The sequence below is a fragment of the Methylobacterium sp. HJ2 genome, assembly GCF_056431005.1.
In genome coordinates this window covers 282,801-298,158 of sequence record NZ_JBWJYM010000005.1, presented here as the reverse complement: position 1 = coordinate 298,158, position 15,358 = coordinate 282,801, and the positions used below count along the sequence as shown (strand labels likewise).

Sequence of the window (15,358 nt, the reverse complement as noted above, 5' to 3'; positions counted from 1 at the left end):
CTTATCCCTTTCCATCGCTCGGTTGTGGCGAGGCTCGGCAATGCATGGGTCGCGAGCGACGTCGCCTTGCGGCACGCGCTCAACGAGCGGGGCCAGCCTGACCTACGTCCTCTTTGCATCATGCATGACCTGCGCGGACAGGGATCTCGCAACCGTTGGCCCAAGCCGGTCAGGAATGCGCTGGACCGGGTCGGCGCATGGTTCTACGCGGCCCCCCGCGCGATCATAGCGCCTCCTGCGCCTGGCTGGTCCGCTTGGAGCGCCAGCTGAACGGAACTGGCACCTATCGCTACGGCGCGAGCTGGCAGGGGCATCGACGCCCTGCGATGAGGTGCTCAGGCTGCGCATCCATGCGACCGCTTCGCTGGAAACCTCCACCGCTGAGTGGGGCGAGCGCCAGGGGCGCATGCGCTACCAGGGCGTTGTCCTCGGCCTCGAGGCCAAGCGCATCCCCGACCTGATCAGCTCAGCATTGACGCCGCCGTCGCGGACGGCCGGTGCGCGGTCAACGACGACACGCGCACACCGCTGGGCGACCCCACCACCACCTACGGCAGAAAGAACCTCTACTGCATCATGGCTTGCTTGCTTGCAGAAGCACAGCACCGGCAAGCACGAGGTTGTCGCCCGGCGACCCGACCTGGCGCTACTGCTGGTTGATATCTGCGGCAAGCCCGAGTGGAGCGTCCTCGACAACGCATGACGGCTGATGGACGTGTCCATGCAGGAGTCCTGGGAGGTTGCGGGCGTCTCCGTGCCATGGGCGGTGGTGAGGAAGCCCGAGCAGAGGACCATCGCCGAGCGCATCGTCCGGACCGTGACCCCAAGGCGCCTGGAGCGGTGCCGGTCAACGTGGCCATGTGCCGGCAACTTGGGGCATTGAACTGTCAAGACGCCTCCTCGCATCACGGACGGACGGCCATCACGATCGCCCCAACGCGAGGGGTCTCGTCGCAGCGTTCAATCTGAAATGAAACTCCGGCTGAATCGAAATCAAACGGAACAAGAATTGAAATTTTGTTCACTTTTGTTCTCCAAAATTGCGGTGCTATTTTTCTCTCTATGTAATTGATATTGCTCATAATTTACCATATATCCCAGCTGCGGAGCATGTGATCGCGATCGTATATCAAGCTGTCGACACCATTTCGGGGATCCTTATCGACGGCCTTCTCGCCTAGGCCAGCTCGAGACAGGACGGCGTTCTCGGCATGGCGGAGCTCCACCTCACGAGACCACCGGTGCCGATCTGCGTGCTCGTGGGCCTCCCACCCCTCGTCCAGCTTATGCCACGCGCCGGCCTTGAACGCGGAAAGGTGATCAAATCCACGCCGGCGCTCGAGGGTCTGCGCGGCGCGGCTGATCGAGTCGGAGGTGCTGTAAATTTGGCGTAGCTGCAAACTCCCGGCGGGGCGGCGCAGGCACGGTCGCACGCCGATGAGGTCGATGAGCGGATGTCGCAGGCCGTCGGAGCCTCGCGCCATCAGCATGGGGTCGAGGCCCCGGCACATCAGGCGCATGAGATGGGCGTGTTGCCATGCCGGCCGGCGATCGTGCAGCCCGATCGCGACGATGGAACCCATCTTCAGCCGCACAGCGCTCGCCCGGCTTCCGAGCTGTTTACCGTGCAGGAACGGCCCGGCGAACCACGCCCGAGCGTCGCGGTGGTGGCGGACCGGGATATGTGCAATCACGGTGCTGACGGGCCCCCGGCCTGCCTCGTTCTCGTGTAGGCATATCCAGTGCAACGCTGTGTCGGCGGCCGGGTTACTCGGGCCTGCCGGCCCCCACCGACGCAAGCCCAGGCGCAGCTCGTGGACGAAGCGACTCACGAGGTCGGCCGCTGCCCCGTGATCCGTCAGGCCGAGACTGGTATGGCGGAATGTGGCGCGGGTGTTGAACCAGCACCCGTGGTGGCGGGCCATGAAGGAGCCGGCGTCGAACACCCGTCGCGCGTGCGCCCGTGGTAGGTACTGAGCGCTGGCCTCACAGCCCCCGATACCGTGGCGGAAGCCGGAATTAAGCTTTTGGGCGCGGACGGCGATGCGCTCGCCGCGAGGCGATACGCGTCGTGGCGGCACCTCGACCTGCGCGGGGGGCTGGGCTGGGGTCGGAACGGGTGGGTTGATGCGCGCATCGAAGCGCATCATGCGTTCCCGCAGTACGCTCTCGTTCACCGTGCCCGCTCCGAAGGTCCAGAACGAGATCAGGTCCTCCCAGAACGCACGCGGGCTGTGCCCCCCGGCGCGCGCGCGTTCGTTGAATGCTCCGACAAGCTCGAGGCGCTTGGCTTGTGTCAGCTGGATCAGCGTCCGGTCGGCGACGTACTGCCGCCTGACCTCATTCATGTACATGAACCACAGCAAGCGCTGCAGCGCATCGGCCTTTAAGCCAGGTTCGGTCGTCCACTCCTTGAGGATCTCGATCTGGACGGACAGGGCTTTACCGGCCACGAGGGCGCTCAGATAGTCGAGCAGGATCGGCGTTCGGCCAAGTTTGACGAGCCGCTGCACCTGGGTGACGTCGATCGGCCCGGTCTGAGCGACGAGGTCGAGGAGCTTGACGAGGTCCCGCACGTGCCCTGCTGCGTGTGCCACCAGCAGGTCGAGCGCGGTGTCCTCGCACACGATCCCCTCCTGACGGCAGATGTTGGCCGCGTAGCGATGGGCCAAAGCGTCCGGCACGAGACCGATCGCAAGGGGTGTGCAGCGGGACTGGACCTCGTCCGGTATGGCGTCCCGCTGGGTCGTGACGAGAAAGACCGTCAACCACTTCGGTGGCCTGCCCAAGATCTCCCCGAGAGCTTCGAAGCCGGCCCGCTCAAGGTTATGAACCTCATCCAGCACGATCGCGCGCCGTGGGCCGTGGAGACTGGGCGGGGTCCGGGCCTGATTCGCGATCCATCGTATCGATGCGACGGTCCTGTCGCGCCCGCAATCGTGATACTCAAACAGGGGGTTCTGATAGACCTGTGTCGTGAGGGATGCCTCAATCTGAAGGCATGGCTCGCATCGGCCGCACGGTTCGGAAAACGTCAGGGGCGCGCGCGCTTTGCACAGAAGTGCCGAGGCGGCGATCGCGGCGAGGGAGGTCTTCCCGCACCCGTACGGCCCCTCCAGCAGAAACACCCCCGCACCGCCCGAGCGGATGTGCGCGGTGAGGATCTCTTTGGCTATATCCTGACCAACGATCCCCTGAAAGTCTCGAGGTTTGTATTTATCGACCAGGCGTATCAACGATCCCACCGCAGGCCTATGTGAAATCCGCTGAACCTGCATAGGGCAGTCGTGGTCGATGAGCGAGGTATTGGCTGTGGAGCACAGGATGAAAACCCAGGATGCCTTGGACGCCGACAGCTTCTCAGCGCAAGCGGTCGACAACCTCTGGAACCGGATCCACACCATTGCCCCCCTCGACCACCCGGAGATGCAAACGGCTGGCAATGCTCACCGGCGTGGAGGCGTCGGCTTCAGCATCACTGTGGACAACTTCTTGGACGCGCTCGCCGTCTTGGACTTCCAGGCGGACGCGGAGATGGTTCGGTTCGAAGTCGACCGCACCTTCCTGCGCGTGTCCGTCCTGCGGGAGAACGGACAGCTCAGCCGTGTCCGCGCGCCTCTCACGCGTGGGCCTGCCCGGGGCGCACTCGCCTTCGAATACCCGGCAGAGAATTTGCGCGCCTGGTCCAGGCCGGTGCGAGCGAAGCTAATGGACAGGGGGAAGTTACTTTACTGCCGTATCACGCCCAAGCGGAACGTGTTCGTCATCGCCACGGATCGAAGGCTGCTCGACCGTGGGTTCCAGCCTGTGCGGGTCGACCGGAGGATTCAGACGCGCCCCCGAGAGCTTTTCCTGCAGTGGACGGTGCGCTTGGTCAATCCGGGCCATCCGCTGCCCTGGGACGAGTCCGCCGAAGGCGGTCAACCTGTCCCGAACGCGGTGCTGGAGCGAGCCCTCGCCTACGCCGCGCCAGTCGTGGAACCCCGCGCGCGGCGCGAGCAGTACGCGCAGGTCCAGATCACCGCAGGGGCGGCCATGGCCTGCACCGAGGCCCAGACGACGCTGATCCACGCTGCACATGCCGACCTCAACGCGCTGTCGCTGCGCGTCGGCAGCCGGGATCTCAACGTGCTGCGCCGCGCGCTGCGTGTGGCCAGGCGCGACCATACGCGCCTCTTCCACGTTCCGGGCTATCATGTCCTGTATGACGGGGTGCTGCTCTGCGCAGTGCCTGACAGCGGCCTGTCCTTCCCGGTGCCGGACGCTCTCATCGACAGTTCACCCCAGTGCGAAGTTGTCGTCCCCCGCGAGAATCCACACTCGGCCCCCTACCGAGCTGAGGACGTGACATTGGCGTTCGCAGCGCTTCTTGCCGGGACTGGCGATGCGGCGCCGGAGCCCCGGCCCAAGGCCAATGGCGGCCTGGGATTCACAAGCGCGGCGCACCAGGCGAAGGTCGTCACCGTCGAAGCGTACGATCACTTCAGGAGTCGGAACGCGGGCGGGCGATCAGCGGATGCCGAGAAGCCGCCCATCGTCGCGCTGACCATGCGGAGCCAGGGCGCTGCCGCGAGCCTCGAGATCTCCGCAGCTCAGCTGGAGTTTACCTACAAGACCTCCGTGCTGGGCGTGCGTTCAGATACGGACGCAGGCGTGCAGCCGGGTGAGGCCGCCGCCGATGGCGAGGAGGTGGGTTCGCTTGCGGATCCAGGGGAAGCGGAAGCGCCAGTCTCTGAACGGACCACCCACGTTATCTGTTCCGACCTGAACACGGTCGCCAAGACACTGGACGGCGAGGCCATCGCGGTCGGGTTCAGCGAGAACTGGTCCGTCTTCCGGACCGAGCGCGCGGGCTTCACGGTGCGCGTATGGCTGATCGACCCGCTGGCCGCCGCCTCGAAGGACGCGCGATCGGCAGTCTCGGACGTAAACGCGCGCCGCTGAGACGGGAACCCCAGCTACGCCGCAGCTGCGGCCAAGCCGGGAATCCGCCTCCATGCTCGCGACCGCCCCACCCGCCAGCGACCTGCATGCCCGCCTAGCCGCGATCATCCTCGCTCAGCTTGAGACCGCCGACCCCGCTTCTTGGACCCCACCCTGGCACGGTGACGAGCCCTTACCCTGCAACGCCCGCACCGGCCGGCGCTACCGCGGCATCAACGTCCTGGCGCTGTGGTGCGCGTCCCAGGCCAATGGCTACTCCGACGCACGCTGGGCGACCTACCGGCAATGGGCCGCGCTGGGCGCACAGGTCCGCCGGACCGAGCGCGGCACGCTGGTGCTGTTTTACAAGGAACTGCCGCGCAGCGTCCGCACCGAGACCGGTGACGCCGACTCGCCCGACGGTGCCCCCTTCGTTGCCCGGGCCGCCTACGTCTTCAACGCCGCCCAGGTAGATAGCGCCCCGCCGATCGTCGCCCCCACCGACAGGTCGCCCCCCACACTCCTTCCGGTCTTCGACGCCTTCGTCACGGCCACCGGAGCGCTGATCCATGAGGGCGGCACCCGCGCCTGCTACGTGCCAGCCACTGACACGATTCACCTGCCGCCCCGCGCCGCCTTCCGAACGCCCACGGGCTACGCCGGGACGCTCGCCCACGAACTCATTCACTGGACCGGCGCACCCCACCGGCTCGCCCGCGACCACACCGGCAGGTTCGGCACCCGCGCCTACGCCGCCGAGGAGCTGACAGCCGAACTCGGCGCCGCCTTCGTCCTGGCCGACCTCGGGCTCGCCCGCACGCCGCACCCCGACCACGCCGCCTACTGTGCGTCCTGGGCAGCACTCCTGCGCGCCGACCCGCGCGCGCTCAGCCACGCCGCCGCGCAGGGCTCGCGCGCGGCCGACTACCTCGCCGGCTTTCGATCGAGCGACACGCGCGCACAGGACCCTCACCCCAGGCCAGGGATCACCCGCCAAGCGGCGTCCGGTGTCGACCGCGCGCCCTTCGGGACGGGAGCGCTGGCGTGAGCGCCGTGCCCCTCCCCTCTCGCCGCGTCCTGGCCGCCCTTCGCCCGGTTGATGGCGGCGATGGACCGGCGGTGCCCCCGTCACCCGCGGTGGCGCGGGCCTATGCCCGGCTCGAAGACGCCCTCGAGCTGCATGGGGCCGCGCTCGACGCCCTGGACCGCATCGAGGCTGAGGTGGTCGCCGCGCACGGCTACCCGCGCGTGCCCCTACCGGCCACCGACGGCGCTGCCATCGCCGACGCGAGCGAGGCGGCCACGATCGTGCGCCACCTCAGGTCGAGCCCCCGCAGGCGTCGCCTCCTGGCCGAACTCCGGCGCCGGCAGGCCGCCTTCACGCAGGCCGCCGTGGCCGCCGGCCTCGATCGGGCTCAACTGCGGGAGGTGCAGGCGGCGCAGGACGTGAGCGACGCCGCGGCTAGCCTGCTGCTGGTGCCGGGCGCGACACGATCGGACCTGATCCTCCACCTCGTGGTGCTGATCGCGGCGGGGGAACACAGCGAGGACGACGCGCATGCGTTTCCCTGGGTCTACCTGCGGGCCCTCCTTGCGGATCTGCGCAGCCGCGCCTGACCACCGGAGCGCTTGATCGCGTCGGCCCCGGCTCCGCGTCGGGAGAGTCCGGCAGTCTCGGGACCGCGCAGCCTGTGCGCGGCACACGGCGCGCCGTCTATATCGGGCGGGACAGCGGCTCGCCGCCTTCGGCGTCGCCCGCAGCCACCGCAGACCCGGGAACCAGCCGTGCGTGAGCCCCTCTCCCGCGCCGAAAAGGGCGCCTTCAATCTCCCCGAATTCCTCCGGTGGTCGGGCCTTGGCCGCACGAAGACGCTCGAGGAGATCGCCGCCGGCCGCCTGCATGCGGTCAAGGTCGGGCGCCGATTGCTCATCCCGGTCTCGTCGGCCGAGATCTGGCTCGCCGCGCAGCCGACGGCGCACTATGGTGGCGTCAAGGCCTGATCTTCCCGAGTGAGGCGTCTGCGCTCCTTAACAGGGAGCATCAGAACATCAGCGTCAGCGCTTCTGGCGCTCTGTCCAGCTTCGGACCTGTTTGCTCAGAGCCGAGCGGACCGCATCGGGCAGACCACCCATCGAATCGGCAGCGGCGACCATCTCGGCTTCTCCGTAGCCCTTCTGCTCCCCCTTCCGAATAATTGCGGCAACATAATCACTTATCAGCGAAGCCGGGTAGTCATCCTCAGGGTCTGTATTTTCAGAAACAATACTTTCGATCTCAGAGAGAATGAATTTTTCTATCTCCTCGCGCCGATCTGACTTGGAGTGCTCGTTCTCAGCAGGCATGTTCAGGGTATCCAGGTTCGAATTTCGGTCTGGCTACAGGCGTTCGTAAGATATCACCGCTACGGTAAGGTCGCCATTTGCGGAGCTTACTGCTTCGAGACATGCATCGGGGCGGGGCGCGTGGAAGCCCGCCATTGGTCGAGAAACATCCCGAGATGCGGTCGATCCGTGCGGTGCTCCTCCAGGCAAGCCACGAGGCTGTCGAGGCTCGTGTCGTGCCCCCGGGCGTCCGTTCGTCCGGTGAGCAGGGCGTGGCGCACGTAGAGCGCGAACAGGTTCAGGCAATCGCATTCGCAGTAGGAGCGGACACGGTCGATCTCCCCGGCTGCCACCATCGCGGCAACCTCTGACCCGTGTCCCCCGATTTTCCCCGGCAGGCCCATCGCGACCGCCACGTCTTCCATCCCCATGCGCGCCACGGCACCGTAATCGGCGAGCTGTTCCATCAGGTCGCAGTGCCAGTCCGGCGCGTAGCGCTGTGTGTAGCTCTCCCACTTCGTACCGCGGCTGAACCAGGCTTCCGCCGGGATGCCATACATCATTGCCCGCAGCCGGAGCACAGGCAGGTCGAAGCCCTTGCCGTTCCAGGTCACGATCCGGGCCTGCCGCTTCGCAAAATGTCGCCAGTAGGCCTGGAGCAGGCGCCGCTCGTCCCAGTCCGCCTCACCGCCCGTGCGACAGCACTCCACCACGTAGCGCTCGTTGCCCGTGTCGCGCTCGATGCGCGCCTCGACGAAGGAGATCGCCACGACCCGATGCCAGATCGGCTTGCGCACGAACTCACCGTCGGGCCAGTCGGCCGGCAGCAGGTCGTGGTCCGGTACCGTCTCGATGTCGAGGCAGAGCAGGTGCTCGTGAGGCATGGCACCGCAATCATGCACGCCTGCACCCCAGCGCGAAGCCCAGGGCCCGGATCAGATCGTGAACACGCCGGAGTTTCTCGTGCGTGCCGTGCCGATGCGGGGGCGTTGATGCGGGGGGATCACACCGGCGCCGGCGAATGCCCGGCTCGCGGCCTTTGTGCGCGCTGCGGCGTCATCCTCCACAAGGGGAAAGCGTCGCCGCCACACCTGCGCGCAACTGATCGCGTGCGGATTCAGGCACGGCGACGTCAAGGGTCAGCAGGGTGAGCCGGCTCCCGTCAAGGTTTGCTATGCCGTGTTCGGCCAGACGCCCCGCTGGCGTCGGCAGGCCGGCGTGGTGCGGGTACACCAGCATCAGGTCGCGGCAGCCGTAGACCTGCCCGTAGGCCATCATCTGGTAGACGTCAGCCTGTCCAACCCCGCGACGGGGATCCTCGAGCCCGCCCGTCAGGCGCTTCCATTTCGTGTCGAGGATCAGGGTCGGCCCGCCGTGCCGGCTGACGACGATATCGGGACGCGTGGCAAACAGAGGGCGGTTCTGCGCGAGATCGATCAGTGCGTGGCCGCGCGGTCCCTGCAGCGTGACGCTGGTTCCTGATCCGGCAAGCGCGCGACGCAGGGTGCGTCCGACGAACTCCTCGAACAGCGTGTTCATCTCGAACAGCAGTGCGAAGCCGCGTGCCTCACCGGCCGAGGTCGTCTGGAAGCGGTCACCGAGCAGGAGGCGCGCGAAGCCGAGCACCTCGCACCACGCCGCATTCGTGCGGTCGAGCACGATCTCGCTCCACGGCAGGGCCCCACGCGCCGGAAGCGTCACCGCGCTGTAGACGAAGAGAAGTTCGCTCAGGCGCCGCCGCGTCTCCGGTGCGCGTGCCAAGCCCGCAAGGCGCACGAGGGCGGCTTTCAGGATGCGGTTGATGGCGATGTCGGGGTCGAGTTCCTCGTAGCGGCAGGCCAGGCGTTGCGGGCTCGCCGCGAGCACGGTGCACTGGCGGATGACGTCGAGGCGTCCGCGCAGGGCGGGCAGGTCGTCCTCTCGCCGCAGGTAGGCGCGCGGGAGGCCGCGCCGCAGGACGGCGACGAGCTTGTCGCAGAACAGTCGGATCAGGATCTCGAGGAAGTCGCGCGACTGCCAGCCGAGTTCGGTCGACGGTCCCGCGGCGATCTCGAGATCGTGGACGGCCGCGAGCATGTGCACGAGGCTCGCGCGCGCGGTCGCCGCGTCGGAGTCAATCTTCGGCAGGATCTCGAGGGTGACGCCATCCGCGACGAGAACGCCGACGACCTGCTGCGCGCGCAGGCGCCGCCCACCGTCGACGAGCACCCGTTCGCCGTCGGCACCACCGAGGCCCGCCGCGCGCGCCGCGGCGAGCAGACGGTCGGCCTGAGCCCGGGAGATCCCGGTCTCGCCTTCCGCGTCAGAGACGGGCAGGTACTCCCATTCCCGGAGCGCGCGGCGGATCACGCGAGAAGCTGCGCGTAGGCGTGGTCGTCGAAGGGCTTGCGCACCGCGTAGCGCCAGCGCTCAGGCCCGGGATCCTCCAGGCCTGGTGGGGGTGCGAGCCGGGTGCGGGCGAGAAAGGATCCCGCATCCGTCGTCTCGCCCAGCACCAAGCGAATGCGTTCCCAATCCTCGAAGAAGTACTCCGCCAGCAGCGGGATCACACGGTCGCGCATCACGGCGTCGACGTCTGCGCGGGTGCGGCAGTGCATGAAGAAGGCGTGGCCGATCCGGTGCTCGCGGTCGACGAGGTACTCGATGCGCGCATTCAGCGCGCTCAGGACCGCCATGAGATCGATCCCATCGACGTCCGCCGACAGCCTCTCGGGCCGGGGCGCGAGTTCGCGGAACGCGAAGCGGCGGCGCAGCGCGGTGTCGAGGAGCGCGATCGAGCGATCGGCGGTGTTCATCGTGCCGATCACGTGAAGGTTGTCCGGCACACCGAACGTATCGCCCGAATAGGGCAGCGTGACGGTCAAGGCGTTGCCCCGCCCCAGCCGCTTGTCGGCCTCCAGCAGCGTGATGAGCTCGCCAAAGACCTTGGACACGTTGGCACGGTTGATCTCGTCGATGATGAGCACGAACTGGTCGGGGCGTGCGGGCTCCGGGGCCGGGGGCGACCCGCCTATCAGGCGGCTCAGCGCCGCCTCGCGGACGCGCCGCCGCGTGATCTCGTAGAGGGTCCTCATCGTGAAGTTGCCCTCAACGATGGCATCGAGCGGCAGGGGCTCGTCGAGGACAAGGAGCCATCGGACCGTGCGGCGGTGATTGTAAGTGCCGTCCGCGCCGCGCTCGAAATAGTAATCACCGGTGACCTCGGCCACCGCCCGGAACGCGGCGTTGCCGTAGGGCACGATCACGATGTCGCCGGTCTTCATCGCGTTCCGGAACGTCCAGGGCTGACTCGTGTGGCCCGGCGTCCTGTCGTCCGGGTAGCGGGCGCGCCATTCCCGCTTCATGGCCTCGAAATCGGCAAAGCGGGGGTCGCTGAAGTCGACGTCCAGGCCCCAACCGAGCGCCACGTACCCGCCCGCGACCGCCGCTTGGTAGACGTGCTCCTCGCTGCCTTTCGCGCCGAGGGCCATCTTCCAGAACCGACGACCCTCGAGGTCGAAGCCGCCGCCCTGCCGCCCCTCCGCGGCCGCCTTCCGAGCCTGTTCGGCGAGCGTCGCGATCTCGCGGAAGACGCCGGGGACGGGGATCAGCCGGAAGCCGGCGCCTGGCTGCCCGTCCTCCGGATCGCCCGTGGTCGGGCGCAGGCCTTCGACGAAGTCCTCATAGGCGTAGGACTGATGGAACGTCACGAACCGGATCTGGCGCGTCCGGACCAACTCGTCATAGCGGCGACGGATGGCCACTTCGTCGCCAGGGGGCAGCACGCCGTCGCACAGGCTCACCGCCTCTGCAGCGGTGGCGAAGGTTTTTCCTGTGCCGGGAGGGCCGTAGAGGATCAGGTTAACCGGCTCGATCTGCGCTTCAGATTGCGGCTCATCCATCTTCAGATTCCCCTCCTTTGAAGCCGGATCGCTCGGTGCCGAGGCGTACCAGGCCAGGAGGGCATCCAGCGCACTGAGGCTTTCGATCCAAACAATCTGCTGACGATCCTTCGCGAGGCGGGCGTTCCCGATTTTGTAAGCGCTGTTGCCAAGCTGCACGCCTGGATCGACGCGCTTGAGACCCGTGATCCGATCGGTTTCCCGCCAGTCGATCGGACCGTTTGGCGGCGCGCTCTCGAGCACGAGCCTGACGCGTCCGGGTGAAGTTGTAGGCGCCACACGCATCTGGAGTCGGTAGCCGCCTTCGGTCGTCCGCGGCTCGACGGATGCGTCTGCCAGATCCAATCCGAACGACCGCCCACTCAAATTTTCGTATAGGAGCCCCTTCGTTGTACGGGATGTCCCGCTTACCCGCAAAAGAGTGCCCGCCAGAACCTTATCTTCCAGCGCATTGAGTGCATCCGGCAAATTCACTGCTGTTCCTGCTAATCTCGAGTCAATAAATCCGCGCGCCTGAAGCCGCGCTCCCTCCCCTGCCTACGCGGCGGTTTCTGGGCCGCAGAGTTAGGTCCAGACCCCCCTCCGGATCAACCAGCTACGAACCCGGTCTGCTCGCGGCGGAGGCAGCTGTGAGGCCGAGTTTGTGCGCAGCCGATCAGCTACAGCTCGTGGAGTGATCAGCCGCCTTGCGCGACGTCCGACCTGTGTCGCCGCCGACACAACAACCTGTGGTAGGAGGGTTTGGCACCATTTCACGGCCACGCAGTCGGATGGGCACGGAGGGAACATGCGAGCGTCGACGTACGAAATCGGCCGACTCTCACCGACCTTCCTTGCCACGTTTCTCGGCTGTACAACGTCCGCGGCCTGGACTCTCGAGAAGCGGCGCGGCCTGCGCCCGGAGCCCAAGGCCATCGCGAACGCTCAGGCCGACCTGATCCAGCGGAAGGGACAGGAGCACGAGGACACCTGCCTCGCCGCGCTTGCGGCGCTCCACGGGCCACCGGTCGCGATCGCGCGAGACACGCCGGAACGATGCATGGTGGAGACGTGGGCCGCGATGGACCGCGGCGCACCGCTGATCGCGCAAGCCGCGCTCGCGGACGGACCGTGGATTGGCTACGCCGACTTTCTCGTACGCGTTGAGGCCTCCTGCCCGAGCTGGGCGTGGTCCTACGAGCCCTGGGATGCCAAGCTCGCTCACACCGCCCGGCCCGAGCACGTCATGCAGATCGCCCTCTACGGCGACCTCCTGGCACGGGTGCAGGGGCGTGGGGCCGAGTACGGCGCGCTGATGCTCGGCAGCGGGGACGCGGCTGTGGCCCACGTGGTCGAGCGCTTCCGGCTCGCGGACGTCAGGTACTACGTCCGCCGGGCCGCCCGACGCCTGGAACAGTTCGCGCAGGACACGCCGGTCGGCCTGCAGGGCGAGCCGTGCGGCCATTGCGGCAAGTGCGAGTGGGGACCAACCTGCGACGCGGCCTGGACGGAGGCGGATCACCTCTGCCGGGTCGCCGATATCAGCCGCCGTCAGCGCCAGCGCCTGATGGAGGCCCATGTCTCGACCGCAGCGCTCCTCGGCGGGCTCGGCGAAGGGCGCGTACCGGGCATCGGCGCCGAGACGCTCGCACGTCTGATCCAGCAGGCACGGCTGCAGCGGCAGAGTGTCGATGAGCGTCGCGGCGTGCATGAGCTGCTGGCGCATTCCCCTGGTCTCGGATTCGATCGCCTGCCCCCGCCCCACCCGGATGACCTGTTCTTCGACTTCGAGGGCGACCCGATGCATCCGGGCGGCCTAGAGTACCTGTGCGGCGTGCTCTGGCGCGCGCGGCCCGGTGACGAGGACGGTGAGCCGGTACCCGGGCATCCCGAGTTACGCTTCCTGGCGGTCTGGGCGCACGATCGGGCGCAGGAGAAGCGCGCACTCCGCACGGTGATGGCCTTCCTGGCGCGCCGGCTGTCCGCGGCGCCGGGCGCCCATCTCTACCACTACGCGCCCTACGAGAATACGGCTCTGCGCCGGCTCGCCTCGATGCACGCGGTGGCCGAGGCCGCGGTCGACGACCTCCTGCGCGAGGGCCGCATGGTCGACCTTTACCGCGTCGTGCGCGAAGGCGTGCGGGTCGGCGAGGCGAGCTACTCAATCAAGAGTCTCGAGCGCTTCTACATGCCGCCGCGCGCCACCGAGGTGACCTCGGGCGGTGACAGCCTCGTGCTCTACGACCGCTGGCGCACGACTGGGGACGCGAGCGCCCTCACGGCGATCCACGACTACAACCGGGACGACTGCCTCTCGACGCTGCTTCTGCGCGACTGGTTGCTCAGCCTCGCGGAGACCGCCGGCATCACGGTCGGGCGCGGACCGGGGGCGGGCGATGCTCTCCGGGATGCGGAAGAGGCGCGCGAGATCCGAGAGCAGCGCGAGCGTGAGCAGGCCGAGCTCGAGGCTTGGGTCGCGGGCGAGCCGGGGCTGCCGGGGTCCGAGGCGCGCCAGCTCATGGCCGACCTCGTGGGGTTCCACAGGCGGGAACAGAAGCCCGCATGGTGGGCCTACTTCGACCGCCAGGAACGCGGGCCGGAGGAACTCCAAGAGGATGATGAGTGTCTCGCCGGCTGCCGCCGTGACGGCGAGGATTGGCTTGGAACAGAGGCGCGCAGCTTCACCTACCGCTTCCACTATCCCGAGCAGGAGACCAAGCTGCGCGCGGGCAGCGAAGTGTGTCTCGCGGCGGGCGGGGCCTCCGCCGGGGAGATCATCGCTGTCGACGAGGCGCGCCGCCTCGTCACGCTCAAGCGCGGCAAGAAGAGCGGGCCTCCGCCGGAGGAGGCGAGCTTCATCCCCGGACAACCCTTCCGCGTCGACGTGCTGCGTCAGGCGGTGTGGACGGTTGCTGCGGACCTTGCTGCGGGCGGCGCGGGCTACCCGCACATCGCCGCGCTGCTGCGGCGCGAGCCGCCCCGTCTCACCGGACGGACGGCGGGCAGCCCCGTCATCCCACCCGATGCGTGCGATGATCCCACCCAACTGTTGGCGGCGGCGATCGCGGCGGTGCGCGCCCTCGATCGCTCCTGGCTCGTAATCCAGGGGCCGCCCGGGGCCGGCAAAACCTACACAATCTCCCACCTCATCGCGGCGCTGATCGCCGACGGGAAGACGGTCGGTATTGCCTCGAACAGCCACAAGGCGATCGACAACGTGCTCCACGCGGTCGAGACACGACTCCACGAGGCTGGCCAGCCTGTCGCGATCCTCGGGCAGAAGAAGGACGGCGCAGGCGACGACGGGTTTACCGGCCGAGGCTACGTCGCAAGTGTCACCGATAATAAGAAGGTCGACCCGGGCCTGCCGATCCTCGCGGGTACCGCGTGGCTGTTTGCCCGCGAAGAGCTGCGGGCGAGCCGCGACTTGCTGTTCGTGGACGAGGCCGGCCAGGTCTCGCTGGGCAACCTCGTAGCGATGGCGCAGAGCGCGCGCGCGCTTGTGCTCGTCGGCGACCAGATGCAGCTCGCCCAGCCGATCCAGGGCGCGCATCCGCGCGACAGCGGCGTCTCCGCGCTCGACCACCTCCTTGAAGGTCACGCGGTGGTACCGCCGGAGCGCGGCATCTTCCTCTCGCGCACCTGGCGGATGCACCCTGACCTGTGCGGCTTCGTCTCGGCGGCCGTCTATGACGGGCAGCTCCGCGCGGAGGTGGGCTGCGCCCGGCAGCGACTGGTGCTCGGCCCCGACGCGCATCCGGCCCTGAAACCCGCAGGTCTCGCCTTCCGGCCGGTTGTGCACACGGGCTGCCGGCAAAAATCGGAGGCGGAGGCGGAGGAGGTGCGCGCGATCCTCGACAGCCTGCTCGGACAGCGCGTGGTCGATCGTCGCGGCGTTGAGCGCGCGATGACGCTCGACGACGTGCTCGTCGTCGCCCCCTACAACATGCAGGTCAACCTGTTGAAGAGTCGCCTTCCTGCGGGCGCGCGGGTTGGCACGGTCGACAAGTTTCAGGGGCAGGAGGCGGATGTCGTCCTCGTCTCGATGGCGACCTCCGGTGCGGAAGACATGCCGCGCGATGCGGCGTTCCTGCTCTCGCGCAACCGCTTCAACGTCGCCATCAGCCGAGCGCGGTGCCTCGCCGTGCTCATCGCGTCACCGGGACTGCTCGATCTGGTAGCCAACAGCGTCGAGGAGATGCGCTTGGCCAACCTGTTTTGCTGGGCCGCCGAAGCCGCGGCGTAGATGCGCT

The 15,358-nt window shown here is 67.8% G+C and carries 12 protein-coding genes; 6 read left to right on the top strand and 6 right to left on the bottom strand.

Annotation, left to right across the window (positions count from 1 at the left end; genetic code table 11):
• The first annotated feature begins 331 nt into the window (after nt 1-331).
• Nucleotides 332-703, top strand: a complete 372-nt coding sequence (locus ACS5RC_RS14835) for a hypothetical protein (RefSeq protein ID WP_478344634.1) — start codon at nt 332-334, stop codon at nt 701-703.
• A gap of 202 nt (nt 704-905) precedes the next feature.
• Here the strand turns inward: ACS5RC_RS14835 and ACS5RC_RS14830 are convergent, their stop codons facing one another.
• Together ACS5RC_RS14830 and ACS5RC_RS14825 are read right to left on the bottom strand one after the other, a co-directional pair.
• Nucleotides 906-1,082, bottom strand: coding sequence for a hypothetical protein (locus tag ACS5RC_RS14830; RefSeq protein ID WP_478344633.1), 177 nt, complete (start codon nt 1,080-1,082; stop codon nt 906-908).
• Between the two features lie 3 nt (nt 1,083-1,085).
• Nucleotides 1,086-3,236, bottom strand: coding sequence for a hypothetical protein (locus ACS5RC_RS14825; RefSeq protein ID WP_478344632.1), 2,151 nt, complete (start codon nt 3,234-3,236; stop codon nt 1,086-1,088).
• An 88-nt stretch (nt 3,237-3,324) separates the two neighbouring features.
• On the opposite strand from ACS5RC_RS14825, the gene ACS5RC_RS14820 reads away from it, so the two are divergent.
• The 4 genes from ACS5RC_RS14820 (at nt 3,325) to ACS5RC_RS14805 (ending at nt 6,924) form a co-directional block, all read left to right on the top strand.
• Entirely contained in the window at nt 3,325-4,944 is a 1,620-nt protein-coding gene (locus ACS5RC_RS14820) for a hypothetical protein (protein WP_478344631.1), read from the top strand.
• A gap of 52 nt (nt 4,945-4,996) precedes the next feature.
• Nucleotides 4,997-5,971 carry an ArdC family protein gene (locus ACS5RC_RS14815; RefSeq protein ID WP_478344630.1) on the top strand — a complete coding sequence of 325 codons (975 nt, stop codon included), beginning with the start codon at nt 4,997-4,999 and terminating at the stop codon, nt 5,969-5,971.
• A 71-nt stretch (nt 5,972-6,042) separates the two neighbouring features.
• Nucleotides 6,043-6,540 (top strand): hypothetical protein, encoded by a 498-nt coding sequence (locus ACS5RC_RS14810; protein WP_478344629.1) that lies wholly within the window; start codon nt 6,043-6,045, stop codon nt 6,538-6,540.
• A 168-nt stretch (nt 6,541-6,708) separates the two neighbouring features.
• Nucleotides 6,709-6,924, top strand: coding sequence for a hypothetical protein (locus tag ACS5RC_RS14805; protein ID WP_478344628.1), 216 nt, complete (start codon nt 6,709-6,711; stop codon nt 6,922-6,924).
• A gap of 54 nt (nt 6,925-6,978) precedes the next feature.
• On the opposite strand, the gene ACS5RC_RS14800 is transcribed toward ACS5RC_RS14805, so the two are convergent.
• From ACS5RC_RS14800 to ACS5RC_RS14785, 4 genes are all read right to left on the bottom strand, one after another.
• On the bottom strand, nt 6,979-7,266 hold the full coding sequence (locus tag ACS5RC_RS14800) for a hypothetical protein (RefSeq protein WP_478344627.1): 288 nt from the start codon (nt 7,264-7,266) through the stop codon (nt 6,979-6,981).
• Between the two features lie 86 nt (nt 7,267-7,352).
• Nucleotides 7,353-8,129, bottom strand: a complete 777-nt coding sequence (locus tag ACS5RC_RS14795) for a 3'-5' exonuclease (RefSeq protein WP_478344626.1) — start codon at nt 8,127-8,129, stop codon at nt 7,353-7,355.
• 172 nt (nt 8,130-8,301) lie between these two features.
• Nucleotides 8,302-9,594: an McrC family protein gene (locus tag ACS5RC_RS14790; RefSeq protein WP_478344625.1), complete on the bottom strand. Its 1,293-nt coding sequence runs from the start codon at nt 9,592-9,594 to the stop codon at nt 8,302-8,304.
• The gene (locus tag ACS5RC_RS14785) at nt 9,591-11,369 is read right to left on the bottom strand and encodes an AAA family ATPase (RefSeq protein WP_478344624.1); all 1,779 of its coding nucleotides are present in this window, start codon (nt 11,367-11,369) and stop codon (nt 9,591-9,593) included. Before ACS5RC_RS14785 ends, ACS5RC_RS14790 begins: the two co-directional genes overlap by 4 nt.
• Nucleotides 11,370-11,913: 544 nt before the next feature.
• Here ACS5RC_RS14785 and ACS5RC_RS14780 point away from each other — a divergent pair.
• Nucleotides 11,914-15,351, top strand: coding sequence for a TM0106 family RecB-like putative nuclease (locus tag ACS5RC_RS14780; RefSeq protein ID WP_478344623.1), 3,438 nt, complete (start codon nt 11,914-11,916; stop codon nt 15,349-15,351).
• The last annotated feature ends 7 nt before the right edge of the window (nt 15,352-15,358 follow it).